The organism is Micromonospora sp. NPDC049004 (assembly GCF_040649315.1).
Taxonomy (GTDB): Bacteria; Actinomycetota; Actinomycetes; order Mycobacteriales; family Micromonosporaceae; genus Micromonospora.
Genome location: NZ_JBEZFG010000006.1, coordinates 407,231 through 419,556, shown reverse-complemented (window position 1 = coordinate 419,556; position 12,326 = coordinate 407,231). Strand labels below are relative to the sequence as shown.

The 12,326-nt window shown below is 71.4% G+C and carries 10 protein-coding genes; 7 read left to right on the top strand and 3 right to left on the bottom strand.

What is annotated here, in order from left to right; all coding sequences use genetic code 11:
• Positions 1 to 9 precede the first annotated feature (9 nt).
• Positions 10 to 855 (top strand): class II fructose-bisphosphate aldolase, encoded by an 846-nt coding sequence (locus AB0B97_RS20610; protein WP_357495553.1) that lies wholly within the window; start codon positions 10 to 12, stop codon positions 853 to 855.
• Here AB0B97_RS20610 and AB0B97_RS20605 read toward each other — a convergent pair.
• Together AB0B97_RS20605 and AB0B97_RS20600 are read right to left on the bottom strand one after the other, a co-directional pair.
• Positions 852 to 2,039: an ROK family transcriptional regulator gene (locus AB0B97_RS20605; protein ID WP_357495551.1), complete on the bottom strand. Its 1,188-nt coding sequence runs from the start codon at positions 2,037 to 2,039 to the stop codon at positions 852 to 854. The two genes, AB0B97_RS20610 and AB0B97_RS20605, sit on opposite strands and share 4 nt — an antisense overlap.
• Before the next feature lie 101 nt (positions 2,040 to 2,140).
• On the bottom strand, positions 2,141 to 4,567 hold the full coding sequence (locus AB0B97_RS20600) for a family 20 glycosylhydrolase (protein ID WP_357495549.1): 2,427 nt from the start codon (positions 4,565 to 4,567) through the stop codon (positions 2,141 to 2,143).
• Between the two features lie 314 nt (positions 4,568 to 4,881).
• Between AB0B97_RS20600 and AB0B97_RS20595 the strand changes: the two genes are divergently transcribed.
• The 6 genes from AB0B97_RS20595 to AB0B97_RS20570 are packed head-to-tail and all read left to right on the top strand — an operon-like array spanning position 4,882 to position 9,611.
• Positions 4,882 to 5,694 carry an ABC transporter permease gene (locus tag AB0B97_RS20595; RefSeq protein WP_234581667.1) on the top strand — a complete coding sequence of 271 codons (813 nt, stop codon included), beginning with the start codon at positions 4,882 to 4,884 and terminating at the stop codon, positions 5,692 to 5,694.
• Positions 5,691 to 6,473: an ABC transporter ATP-binding protein gene (locus AB0B97_RS20590; RefSeq protein WP_357495546.1), complete on the top strand. Its 783-nt coding sequence runs from the start codon at positions 5,691 to 5,693 to the stop codon at positions 6,471 to 6,473. The genes AB0B97_RS20595 and AB0B97_RS20590 overlap by 4 nt, the downstream gene beginning before the upstream one ends.
• Positions 6,470 to 7,471, top strand: coding sequence for an aliphatic sulfonate ABC transporter substrate-binding protein (locus AB0B97_RS20585; RefSeq protein WP_357495544.1), 1,002 nt, complete (start codon positions 6,470 to 6,472; stop codon positions 7,469 to 7,471). Before AB0B97_RS20590 ends, AB0B97_RS20585 begins: the two co-directional genes overlap by 4 nt.
• A 23-nt stretch (positions 7,472 to 7,494) precedes the next feature.
• Positions 7,495 to 8,907, top strand: coding sequence for a sulfatase (locus tag AB0B97_RS20580; RefSeq protein WP_357495542.1), 1,413 nt, complete (start codon positions 7,495 to 7,497; stop codon positions 8,905 to 8,907).
• Positions 8,904 to 9,272: a DUF202 domain-containing protein gene (locus AB0B97_RS20575; protein WP_357495540.1), complete on the top strand. Its 369-nt coding sequence runs from the start codon at positions 8,904 to 8,906 to the stop codon at positions 9,270 to 9,272. Before AB0B97_RS20580 ends, AB0B97_RS20575 begins: the two co-directional genes overlap by 4 nt.
• 15 nt (positions 9,273 to 9,287) lie before the next feature.
• Complete coding sequence (locus tag AB0B97_RS20570; protein WP_357495538.1) at positions 9,288 to 9,611, top strand: DUF202 domain-containing protein; 324 nt, start codon at positions 9,288 to 9,290, stop codon at positions 9,609 to 9,611.
• A 61-nt stretch (positions 9,612 to 9,672) separates the two neighbouring features.
• Here AB0B97_RS20570 and AB0B97_RS20565 read toward each other — a convergent pair whose 3' ends face one another.
• Positions 9,673 to 12,306, bottom strand: a complete 2,634-nt coding sequence (locus AB0B97_RS20565) for a discoidin domain-containing protein (RefSeq protein ID WP_357495536.1) — start codon at positions 12,304 to 12,306, stop codon at positions 9,673 to 9,675.
• Positions 12,307 to 12,326: the final 20 nt, after the last annotated feature.

Here is a 12,326-nt window from a genome sequence, read left to right as displayed (position 1 = left end):
GGACCGTCGATGACCCTCGTTCCCACCGCCGACCTGGTAGCGGCGGCCCGGGCCGCCGGTACCGGCGTGCTCGCGTTCAACGTGATCACGATCGAGTACGCCCAGGCGATCGCCGCCGCGGCGGAGCGTGCCGGTCGTCCCGCGATCCTGCAGATCAGTCAGAACGCCGCGCGCTACCACTCCGGCGTGTCCGCCATCGCGGCGGCGACGGCCGAGGTCGCCTGGCGTTCCAGCGCCACCCTGTCGCTGCACCTGGACCACGTCGAGGACACCACCCTGCTGGAGCAGGCGGCCGACGCCGGATTCAGCTCCGTGATGGTCGACGCGTCCACGCTGCCGTACGCCGCGAACGTGGCCGCCACCCGCAAGGCGACCGAGTGGGCGCACGACCACCGGCTGTGGGTGGAGGCGGAACTCGGCTACGTCGGCGGTAAACCGGACGCCCCGGCGAGCGCCCACACCGCCGGGGTCCGCACCGACCCGGCCGAGGCCGCCCGCTACGTCGCCGAGACCGGCGTCGACGCCCTCGCGGTCGCGGTGGGCAGCTCCCACGCGATGGTCGACCGGACCGCCTCGCTGGATCTCGACCTGGTGGCCGCGATCCGCGACGCCGTACCGGTGCCCCTGGTCCTGCACGGCTCCTCCGGGGTGCCGCTGGAGCAGATCCGCGCCGCGGTCACCCGTGGCATGGTGAAGATCAACGTCGGTACGGCCCTCAACGTGGCGTTCACCGACGCGGTCCGCGCCGCCGTGCCGCACTCCCGCGACCCGCGCCGATACCTCGCGGCCGGCCGGGACGCGGTGACCGACAACGTCGAGCGGCTGCTCACGCTCCTTCCCAGGGCCCGCTTCTAGGCGGGGAAGGCGGGTGCCGGCTCGGACAGGTTGAGCCGCAGGGCGGCCGCGACGGCGCCGAGGGCACCGCCCTCGTCGCCGAACTGGGCCGGCACGACGTCCGGGTGGCGGGTGTGTCGGGGCATCGCCAGTTCGGCGATCGCCGCGCGGACCGGCCCGAGCACCACCTCGCCGGCGTGGGCCAGGGTGCCGCCGATGGCCACCGTGCCCGGATCCACCTGCACCACCATGCCCGCCAGCACGCGACCGAGCAGCGTCGCGGCGTGCCGCACCACGTCCTCGACTGTCGGCTCGCCGGCGCGGGCCCGCGCCACCAGGTCGGCCGGGTCGCTGACGGTCACGCCCCGGGCGGCGCAGCGCTCGATGAGCACCGACGGACGGATCAGCAGTTCCAGGCACCCGCGGCCACCGCACGGGCACGGGTCCCCGTCGGGATCCACGCTGACGTGGCCGATCTCGCCAGCCGCGCCGTTCGCCCCGCGGGCGAGCCGGCCATCGACGATGAGGCCGCCACCGACGCCGTCACTCCACCGGACGTAGATGGCGTCCCGCACGTCGCGTGCCGCTCCCCAGGTGCCCTCGGCGAGCGCGGCCAGCCGCGAGTTGTTGTCGGTGACGACGGCGACGCCGTACCGGTCCTGGATCCGCGCGCGGACCTGCTTGGCGGCCGCCGACGGGCTGGCGCCGCCCGCCGGACGAGCCGGGCCGGCCACCAGGCCGGGCAGGCCGAGGCCGATCGCCTCCAGCGCCCGCAGGTCGATGTCGTGCTCCTGCACGAGGTCGTCGATCAGCTTGATCGCGGCGTTGGCCCGCCGGGCCGGCCCCGCCGCCAGCGCGACGGGGCGGCTGCCCCGGGCCAGGATGTCGTGCCCCAGTGTGGCGACGATGACGGTGATCGTCGCCCGGCCGAGGTCGATGCCGACGATGCGGCCGGCGGACGGGTTGAGGCTGACTGTCGTGGACGGCCGTCCCCGGCCCCGGTGGCCGGACAGCGCGGGTTCCCGCTCGACGACCACACCGCGGGCGATGAGGTCGGCGATGATGTCGAAGAGGGTGGTGCGCGATAGCCCGGTCAGCCGGATGAGGTCGGCCCGACTGAGCGGGCCGGCGCTGCGGAGCTGGGCCAGCAGGGCCTCCGTGTGCGCCAGCCGCACGCGTTGCATGGCATCCGGGCGTTCGATCACGGCACCATCATGACCGACGCCTGCCTCCGGGTGTCGTCGCGGCAACGTACGGCGCGGTGGCCGGCGCCGCCACGTGGTGAGGTGGCGGCGCCGGCCGGCGGTCAGCTGGCGCGGACGGTGACGCTCAGGGCCGCCTGGACCGGGGCCAGCCAGGCCGACCGCACGGACAACGTCCCGGTGTACGTCCCCGCCGCGCCGAACGTGCGCCGGGACACCACGGCGAACGCGCTGTTGATCTGCATCGCCGGGATGCTCGGCTCGCGCGTCGCGGTGGGCGTCAACGCCTCCACCCGGCCGTCGCTCCAGGTGATCGTGGCGGCCAGGTCGGTGCTGCGGAGCCCGGGGGCGGTGATCGTCCAGGTGGCGCCGGCCGGTGCGCCGACGACGACGGCGGTGGGCCGGCCGATCGCCTGGTGGCGCCACGGCACGTCGGCGGTGGGGAAGAAGTTGACGCCCTCGACGGTCAACCGTCCCCCGGCCACGGACAGGCGGGTGGTGAAGTCGGCGTAGTCGCGCTGCGCCTGCGGCGTCCACCCCACCTCAGCGGTGGCGATGAGGCGCGGGAAGCTGTAGTACTGCGCCTGGCCGACGCGGCGGATGAACTCGCCCCACAGGGCCGATTCGACCCCGAGCACGCTGGTCTCGGCGATGTTCGGGATGAAGGTGCCCGGGTCCCAGTTGTAGTGGCGGTCCAGCCCGCACGGTCCACCGCACGCCCAGGTGCCGCCGAGCGGCTGGCGGGAATCCTGCTTCTGCGGCACGTACGTGTGGGCGGCGGGGGAGAGGACGACCCGGGCGCCGCGGCCGTTCACCGCGTTGGCCACCGCCGTGCGGTCGCCGTTCCAGTACTGCACCACCGCGTTGCCCTGCGGCAGCGCCGTGCCGGCGTACTCGTTCCAGCCGACCACTGTCTTGCCGAGCGACGCGACAGTCGCGGTGAAGGCGTCGACCATCGTGGTGTAGTTCGCGTGGCTGGTCACGTGCGCCTCGTCGCCGCCGATGTGCAGGTAGGGCCCCGGCGTCATGGCGGCGATCTGGGTCAGGACCTGCGTGGCGAACTCGTACGTCGTCGCGCTGGCGGAGTCGAGCGTCGAGTAGCCGACGTTGCCGGTGCCGTTGGCCGGCGCGGTCTGCTGGCCGGACGCCGGCTTGGGCTGGGCGCCGGCGGTGTTCATCTGGGGGATGGCGTGCAGCGCCGCGTTGGTGTGCCCCGGCATGTCGATCTCCGGGATGACCGTCATGCCGTTCAGTCCGGCGTAGCGCACGATCTCGGCGTAGTCGGCCCGGGTGTAGAAGCCGGTGACACCCAGCTCGGTGCCCATCAGTTGACCGCTGTCGTTGTAGGTCATGGCGGTGCGTCCGCTGACCGAGGTGAGCCGGCCGTAGTCGATGCCCGCCGGGTTGCTCGCCGGGTTGTCGATGGCGATCCGCCAGCCCTGGTCGTCGGTCAGGTGCAGGTGCAGACGATTGATCTTGTATTGCGCGGCGCTGTCGATGTACGCCTTGATCTCGTTCACCGGGTAGAAGCTGCGGGCGACGTCGAGCATCATCGCGCGGTGGGCGAAGCGCGGGTAGTCGGTGATGGTCACCGCCGGCACCGTCCACGCGGTGCTCACGACGGTGTCGGACTCCACCCACTGGGGCAGGAGTTGCCGCAGCGTCTGCACCCCGTTGAGCGCGCCGTTCGCCGTGTCGGCGCTGATCCGGACCGTGCCGCTGGTGACGACCAACCGGTACCCCTCGGCGGCGTGGCCGGCCGGACCCTTGCCGGCCCCCACCTCCACGACGATGGGCGCGGGCGCGGTGCTCTGGGTGACCACCGGCAGGGCGTACCCGGTGGCGGGGCGGAGCAGCCCGGCGAGGTAGGTGGCAGGTGCTGTCGCCGGCGATCCGACCGCGACGATCGGTGTGCTCGGGTTCAGGGTGTACGGCGTGCCGCCGTTCTCCGCGAGCGACACCGGCTTGGGCAGCAGGCCCAGCGAGGGTGCCGGTGCCGGCTCGGTGCCGTCCCAGATCTCGAACTCGGAGATCGAGTAGCCGTAACCGGCCCATCGCTGGTGGCCCTGCATCCGTACGTAGGACACCGGCTGGGACGAGTTGACCGCGATGACGTCGGTGCGGGGGCAGGTGTCGCGCTGGAGGCGGGTCACTGTGGTCCACGCGACGCCGTCGGTCGACGTCTGCAGGGAGAAGTCGCGGGCGCACGCGTTGGGCCAGGTCAGCGTCACGTGGTCGACCCGGGCGGCGCTGGCCAGCCGTACCTGGACCCAGCTGTCGTCCTGGTACTTCGACGACCACCTGGTGCTGCGGTCGCCGTCCTTGACGTGTGCGGCGACGAAGTCGGCGCGGTCGAGTTCGACGCTCGACGCGGTGGCGGTGCCGGTGCGGGCCAGGTTCACCGGCGCGGCCATGGCCGGCGTGCCGGCCGGAAGCGGCGCGAGCAGCGACGCGGTGACCACCACGGCGAGCTTCGCCGCGCTCAGGCGGCGTCGGGATCCAGGGGTGTGGCGGGAGCGCGGAATCGACATGGGACTCCTTCGTCCGTCGCCCGGCTCGCCGGGAGACTGGTGGCTCGGGTAGCCGCAGTCTGGTCAAGCCGTTCAATTTAGTCAATGGGCCGGACAATAAACGGGTATGCCGGCCGGGCGTTGTCACATGGCGCGGCCAGCCCTAGGCTGCGGGCCAGAGGTCTGACATCTTATGAAACGCCGCGGCGCTCCCAGCTCGGGCTTTTTAGTCCGAAGGGTTGACATGATTCGTCGAGTCACCAAAGATTCGCTTACCTTCAGCGCCGCCGACCGGAAAGGGGCCCCATGTCCGAGCTGGGCTACGGAGCACCACCGTGGCGATAGACGTTCAACCGTCCCCACCCCGAGGGTCGGAGACCACCGCGGCGTCGCCGCAGCGCCGCGCCGTACCGCTGCTGGTGTGGAACGTGATCGCCGTCGTGCTGGGCATCGGCATCTGGACCGTGCTGGCACAGATCGGGGTCTCGGGCCTCCCGGGACCGCAGGAGGTCGCCGTCCGCGCCGGTGAGCTGGCGATGGACGGCACCCTCCTCGACGACAGCCTCGCCAGCCTGCGTCGGGTGCTCATCGGTTTCGCGCTCGGCAGTGCCCTTGCGATCCCGGTCGGCTTCCTCATGGGCTGGTACGGGACGGCACGCGGGCTGATCGAGCCCTACGTGCAGTTCTTCCGCACGATCCCGCCCCTGGCCGTCATCCCGCTGGCCATCCTGCTCATGGGCATCGGGGAGACCCCGAAGATCTTCGTCATCTTCCTCGCCGCGTTCCTGTCCTGCGTCGTGTCGACGTTCCAGGGCGTGGTGAACGTCGACAAAACCATGATCAACGCTGCCCGGGTGCTCGGCGCCAACGACGCGGTGGTGTTCCGCCGGGTGGTGGTCCCCGCGTCCACCCCGTTCATCCTGGTCGGCATGCGCGTCGGCCTCGGCGCGGCCTGGGCGACACTCGTCGCCGCCGAGTTGATCGCCGCGCAGGAGGGCCTCGGCTACCGGATGCAGCAGGCGCAGATCTACTACGACCTGCCGAGCATCTTCGTCGGCCTGATCACCATCGGTGTGCTCGGCCTGGTCATGGATCGGCTCCTGCTCGCCGCCGAGAAGCGCCTCACCGGATGGCAGGAACGCCGATGACCGAGAAGATCTCCTTCCGCTCCACCAGCCGCACGTTCGAGGTGGGCGGCAAGCCGTTCCACGCGTTGCGCGACGTCGACCTGGACATCGCCGACCGGGAGTTCGTCACAGTGGTCGGGCCGTCCGGCTGCGGCAAGTCGACGCTGATGAACATCGCCGCCGGCCTCGTCGAACCCACCGGCGGCGAGGTGCTCGTCGACGCACGACAGGTGCGGGGGCCCGGCCCGGAACGCGGCGTCATCTTCCAGCAGTACGCGCTGTTCCCCTGGCTCACCGTGCGCGAGAACGTCGAGTTCGGTCTCCGGATCGCCAAGGTGGGGCGGGCCGAACGGCGCCGACGGGCGCAGCACTTCATCGACCTCGTGGGCCTGACCGACTTCGCCGACGCGCTGCCCCGCATGCTGTCCGGTGGGATGCGGCAGCGGTGCGCCATCGCCCGCGCGTACGCCGTCGACCCGGGCGTCCTGCTCATGGACGAGCCCTTCGGCGCCCTCGACGCCCTCACCCGGGTGCAGATGCAGGATCAGCTGCTGGCCACCTGGGGCTCCGAGCGACGGACCGTCCTGTTCATCACCCACGACGTCGACGAGGCCGTCTACCTCGCCAACCGGGTCGTCGTCATGGCGGCCCGGCCGGGCCGGGTGCACGAGGTCATCGACGTCGACCTGCCCTACCCGCGGACCGAAGCGGTCCGCCTCTCCCCGGAATTCTCCCGGATCCGCAATCGGGTCTGGCGCGCTGTCTACCACCAGACCCCTCAGGAAGGTGCATCCCGATGAGCACTCTCTCCCGTCGCGCCCTGCTCGCCGGCATCGCCGGCCTCGGCGCCACCGCGGCCCTCGCCGCCTGCGGCGACGACGACAAGTCCGGTTCGGGCGGCTCGGCCACCGAACCGGTGAAGCTGGGCTACATCGCCGACTTCACCGGCGCGAGCCTGATGGCGATCGCCGAGGACAAGAAGCTCTGGGCGCAGCACGGCCTGAAGCCGGACCTCAAGGTCTTCACCAACGGGCCGCTCCAGGTGCAGGCCCTCGGAGCGGGCGACCTCGACTTCGGCTACCTCGGTCCGGGCGCGCTGTGGCTGCCGGCGTCCGGCAAGGCCCGGGTCATCGCCATCAACTCGCTCGGCTTCGCCGACCGGGTCATCGCCCAGCCGGGCATCACCTCCATGGCCGCGCTCAAGGGCAAGAAGGTGGGCGTACCCGAGGGCACCTCCGGCGACATGATGGTGCGGCTGGCCCTGCGACGCGCCGGACTCTCCATCGACGACGTCAGGAAGGTCACGATGGATCCCAGCACCGTCGTCACCGCGTTCGGGTCCGGCCAGATCGACGCCGCCGGCATCTGGTACCCGCTCATCGGCACGATCAAGAAGCGGGTCCCGAACCTCGCCGAGCTGGCCAAGAACGACGACTTCTACCCGGACATCAGCTTCCCGTCCGCCTATGTCGGGCGCAACGACGTGGTGACCGGCAAGCCGGAGCTGGTCAGGAAGGTGCTCGCGGTGCTGCGCGCCGCCAACGACGAGCGGGCGGCCAACGTGGACCGCGCCGTCGAGGTCACCGCGAAGTTCCTCAAGTCGGCGCCGGTCGAGCAACTCCGCGCCGAGGCCAACAACGCCCGGTTCCTGCCGTCGGCCGAACTCGCCGCCAAGTCCACCGACGGTACCGTCGCGGGCTGGCTCACCGGCCTCAACGGCCTGTTCAAGGACCTCGGCAAGCTGCCGGACGTCGTGGACCCGAGCACCTACTACGACGCCGCCGCGTACGCGTCCTGAGTCCGGTGAGAAGGGATCAACCCGTGCGGCCCAACATCGTCTTCATCATGGCCGACGACCACGCCGCGCACGCGGTGGGCGCCTACGGAAGCAAGATCAACGAGACGCCGCACATCGACCGCATCGCGACCGGTGGCGCCCTGCTGGAGAACTGCTTCTGCACCAACTCCCTGTGCGCGCCCAGCCGGGCCACCATCCTCACCGGCACCTACAACCACGTCAACGGCGTGCAGACGTTGTCGACCGAGTTCGACAACCGGCAGCTCGTCTTCCCGGAGCTGTTGCGCCGGGCCGGCTACCAGACCGCGCTGGTCGGCAAGTGGCACCTCGGGCACGGCCCGGAGCACGACCCCCGCGGTTTCGACTACTGGGAGGTCGTGCCCGGTCAGGGCCGCTACCGCGACCCCGTGTTCATCGGCATGGACGGCACCGAACAGGTCCGCACCGGCTACTGCACGAACATCATCACCGACCTGGCCGTCGACTGGCTCGATCAGCGCGACCAGCAGCGGCCCTTCTGCCTGCTGGTGCACCACAAGGCGCCGCACCGCAACTGGGAGCCCGACGACAAACACCGCGACATGTACGTCGACGACGTGGCCGTACCGGGCTCGTTCGACGACGACCACTCCGGGCACGCCGCTGCCGCCCGGGCCGCCCGGATGCGGGTGGACCGGGACCTGACCGCCAACGACATCAAGGAGATGCTGCCGCCGCACCTCGACCCGGACGAGGCGGCGCTCTGGACCTACCAGCGGTACATCAAGGACTACCTGCGCTGCGTCGCCAGCGTCGACGACAACGTGGGCCGCCTGCTCGACTACCTCGACGAGCACGGGCTGACCGACGACACGATCGTCGTCTACACGTCCGACCAGGGCTTCTTCCTCGGCGACCACGGCTGGTACGACAAGCGGTTCATGTACGAGGAATCGCTGCGCATGCCGTTCCTCATCCGCTACCCGGCGGAGATCCCGGCCGGCTCCACCACCGGCGCGCTCGCCATGAACGTCGACTTCGCCCAGACGTTCCTCGACTACGCCGGCGTCCCGGCCGACAGCCGCATGCAGGGGCGCTCACTGCGCCCGCTGCTGCGCGGCGAGGACGTGGACGACTGGCGGCAGTCGGTGTACTACCGCTACTGGGAGCACGACGACGACGAGCACCACGTGTGGGCGCACTACGGCGTCCGCACCCACGACCACAAGCTCGTCTACTACTACGCCGACGGGCTGGGTCTGCCCGGCACCTCCGACACGGCGCAGGAGCCGGAGTGGGAGCTGTTCGACCTGCGGGCCGATCCGTGGGAGATGCGCAGCGTCTACGACGACCCGGCGTACGCGCCGATCCGGGCGGCCCTCACCGCCGAGCTCGCCCGCGTCCAGCAGGAGTGTGGTGACACGCCCTGGCAGCCGCCGGCAGCGGCCACCGGGTGACTGACGAGTCGGCGGGACGAGCCGACCGCCGCTGGCCACGCCGGGTCTACGGGGTGGGCACCGAGCCGGACCCGAGGTTCACCCTCGCCAACGAGCGCACGTTCCTCGCGTGGCTGCGGACCGCGCTGGGTCTCATGGTGGCCGCCGCGGCGGTCAAGGCCTTCGGTACGGACGGCTCGCAGTGGGCGGCGGTCGTGCTCGCGGTGCTCGCCGTCGGGGTGGCCGCCGAGGCGTTCCCCCGCTGGAGCCGCAACGAACGGGCGTTGCGGCTCCAGATGCCGCTGCCGTCCACACCTGTCGTGGCCGTGTCGGCGGTGGGGGTGGTCGTGGCCGGCGTGACGATCGCCGTCGTGGTGCTGATCTGATGTCGTGGTGCTGAGGTGACGGATCCACCGCTTCTCACCGATCGGGGGGCGCAGGCCGAACGCACCCTGCTGGCATGGCTGCGCACGGCGCTGGCGACGGCCGCCGTGCTGGTGGCCGTCGGCCGGGAGCTGCTGCCGACTCGTCCGTTCGCCGCGGGGATCGTGCTGGCCTGCGCGCCGCTGGCCGTCGCGGTGGTCACGGTGGCGCGACGCCGGTACCGCACCGTGCGGCTGCCCACCGGGCTCGGGCGTCCCGACGGCGCGGCACCGCTGGCTGCTGCCGGAGCGTTGGTGGCGGTCGGCGGCATGGCGATCCTCGCCCACGTCCTCGCCCGCTGAGGGCGACAGGTGCTGCCGTCCCGGGGCGTCGACAGGGGGCGCCCCGGGACGGCGAATTCGGTCAGGCCGTCGATCCGTACAGGTTGATCTCGGCGGCCGAGGCGTACCCGGCCCCGTTCGCGGCGCGGGTGGTACGCAGGCGCACGTACCGGGTCGTGGTGGGGGCGAAGACCGCTGTCTTCAGGGTGCTGCCGGCGCCGAAGGTGCCGGCGGTGACCTGCGTCCAGGTGGTGCCGTCGACGCTGGTCAGGATCTGGTAGTCGGCGATGGTGCCGTTGGTGCCTCCGTCCTGACGGGGCAGGTAGTCGAGCCTGTCGACGCGGAAACTGCGGCCGAGGTCGATGGTGAGCTGGTGCGGCATGGGGGCGACCCCGCCGACGTAGCGGGTGTGCCAGATGGTGCCCGGGTTGCCGTCGATGGCGTTGGCGGCGACGCCGTTCTCGCCGACGGTCTCGATGCTGTCCGCAGTCGCGGTCCACCGGCTGCGGGGCAGCTGCGGGCTGTCCCCGCCACCGATCGGCTCGTCGGTCGGTGCGGCCTGGAAGACGGCCACCTCGAACGGTGCGAGGGTGATGTTCACCGGTGCGGCCGGACCCGACACGAAGCCGGTACGCCGCCCGTCGCGCTCGGTGAACCGGTACCGCTGGTGGGTCCCGCTGGGCAGCTCGAAGACCGTCTGCGGGTTGACGGTGAAACTCTGCGCGGACGCCGCCGGGTTACGCAGCATGAGCATCCCCTTCGACGCGCCGGCCGAGGAGTTCCAGGCGGCGGTGCCGTAGACCGCTCCGGCGGCCGGGTCACCGCCGACCCAGTGCACGTCGCTGAGCAACCCCTGGTTGGCCCGCGCCCACCGGGCGTTGGCCGCCACGGTGTCCCAGAACCAGGCCACGCCCGGCCGGCTCGCGTCGACGAGTGTGTTGCGGACGTACAGCTCCTGAAGGCTCAGCCCGAGCGCGAAGTAGGCACGGATGTCCTGCGACACCTCGGCCTGGACACTGGGCTTGGTCAGGTCGTAGTCGGCGGTGAACTGCGGGGTGCGGTCGGAGAAGATGATCCCGTGGTTCATCAGGCTCGGGATCGGGAACAGCGGGTTCTGCGTGGCGTTGTTGCGGAACGTCTCCGAGTCGCGGTAGTTGACGTAGCGCTGCTGCGCGCTGCCCGCGCCGACCAGGCTGGCGTCGTGCCCGTCGCGCCAGATCGAGTCGGTGAACCACAACCAGTACGGTGAGCCCCAGGTGCCGACCGTGGCGTTGACGAACACGTCCTTCTGGTGCGCGCGCAGGTCGCCGGTCAGCCCGAGCAGGGCCTCGTAGTCGGCGATGTAGTTGGCGTTCGGGCCGGACTGGTAGAGCCCGCCGCCGATGCCGTCGAGCTTGAAGCCGCGTACCCCCTGGTTGTCCATCATGTCGAAGGCGACCGACCGGAACCGGTCGTGGTAGCGGGCGCCGCCGAGTTTGAACTGGCCGCCGCTGTGCGTCTCCAACCGCTGGTCGGCGGGTTTGCTCGCGTTGATGGCCTGGCGGGTGGCGGCGCTGGTGCCGTACCCGCCGAACGGTGACATCCACACCGACATCGAGGCCCCGTACTGCGCGGCGGCGGCCTTCTGCGGTGCGAAGCCGGTGGGGAACTGGGTCGGGTCGAACGACCAGACGTTCAGGTTCGTCTCGTCGACCTGGGGCGTACGCAGATAGTCCCAGCCGTCGTCGACCCAGAAGCTGTCGATGGTGGCCCCCCGGTTACGCAACTGGGTGCCGAACAGGTTGATGGCCCGGGTCAGCTCGGCGCTGTTGATGACCTCGCCGGGTGGCTTGAGGTCCAGCCAGCTCTGGTAGTGCAGGAACGTCCGCCGGTCGTGGGCCCGTTCGCGTTGCAGGTAGTACTGGAACGAGCGGCGCAGCTGCCCGGCGGGTGCGACCCCGGTGGAGGCGGTGTAGACCCACGAGGCGCCGGTGGTGAGGTCACCGGCGCGGGGCACCGAGATGTCGACGGCGGACCCGTTCACTGTCGCCTTCGCCATCGGGTTCTCGATGCCGACGAACACCGTCTCGCTGCCGGCCGCGCCGTGCACCACCGGGCTGCCGTCGTCGCTGCCGAGGACCCGCGCGTTGGTGAGGCCGAGTTCCACCAGGCGCAGGGAGGTCACGTCGAACGTGCCGGCCACCGAACGCACGGTGAAGCTGTGCTGTACGGAGTTGGCCCCGCCGCGCAGCCGCACCTGCCACTGCACGTCGAGTGTCCGGGTGCCGGCGCCGTACCGGAAGGTGGTGGTGACCGCCTTGCCGGCGAAGCGTTCCGCGAGCCGTGCCGACCCGGCGTTCGCCGCCAGGTCGCTGACCACCGGGCCGGCGGTGACGCTCGTGTTCGCCGTCGTGATGGTGCTGCCGTCGGCCAGGGTGAGGGTGAAGAGCCCGCGCAGGCTCATCGGCACTGTCGCGTTCGCTGCCCGGTTGTCGAACCGGGTGAGCGACACAGTGCTGCCCTGCACGCTCCAGGTGGACGAGAGCGCCGCGTTGGCCAGGGTGAAGCTGCCGCCGGAGAGCGACGCCGTCGCCGCGCCCGGTTGGATGCCGGGGAAGACCAGGCCGGCGGCGTCGGTGTAGGTCGGGTCCGCCGGGACCGCCGCGCCGGCCGGGGCCGGATGGCCCCCGACCGTCGCGACGGCTCCGGCGATCAGACCCAGGACGATGGTGTGCACGACGAACCGCCGTGGCCGTG

What these genes read in the sequence shown, in the direction of transcription:
- AB0B97_RS20610 (WP_357495553.1), top strand. Translation starts at nt 10, where the DNA reads ATGACCCTCGTTCCCACCGCCGACCTGGTAGCGGCGGCCCGGGCCGCC.
- AB0B97_RS20600 (WP_357495549.1), bottom strand. Translation starts at nt 4,567, where the DNA reads ATGTCGATTCCGCGCTCCCGCCACACCCCTGGATCCCGACGCCGCCTG.
- AB0B97_RS20590 (WP_357495546.1), top strand. Translation starts at nt 5,691, where the DNA reads ATGACCGAGAAGATCTCCTTCCGCTCCACCAGCCGCACGTTCGAGGTG.
- AB0B97_RS20585 (WP_357495544.1), top strand. Translation starts at nt 6,470, where the DNA reads ATGAGCACTCTCTCCCGTCGCGCCCTGCTCGCCGGCATCGCCGGCCTC.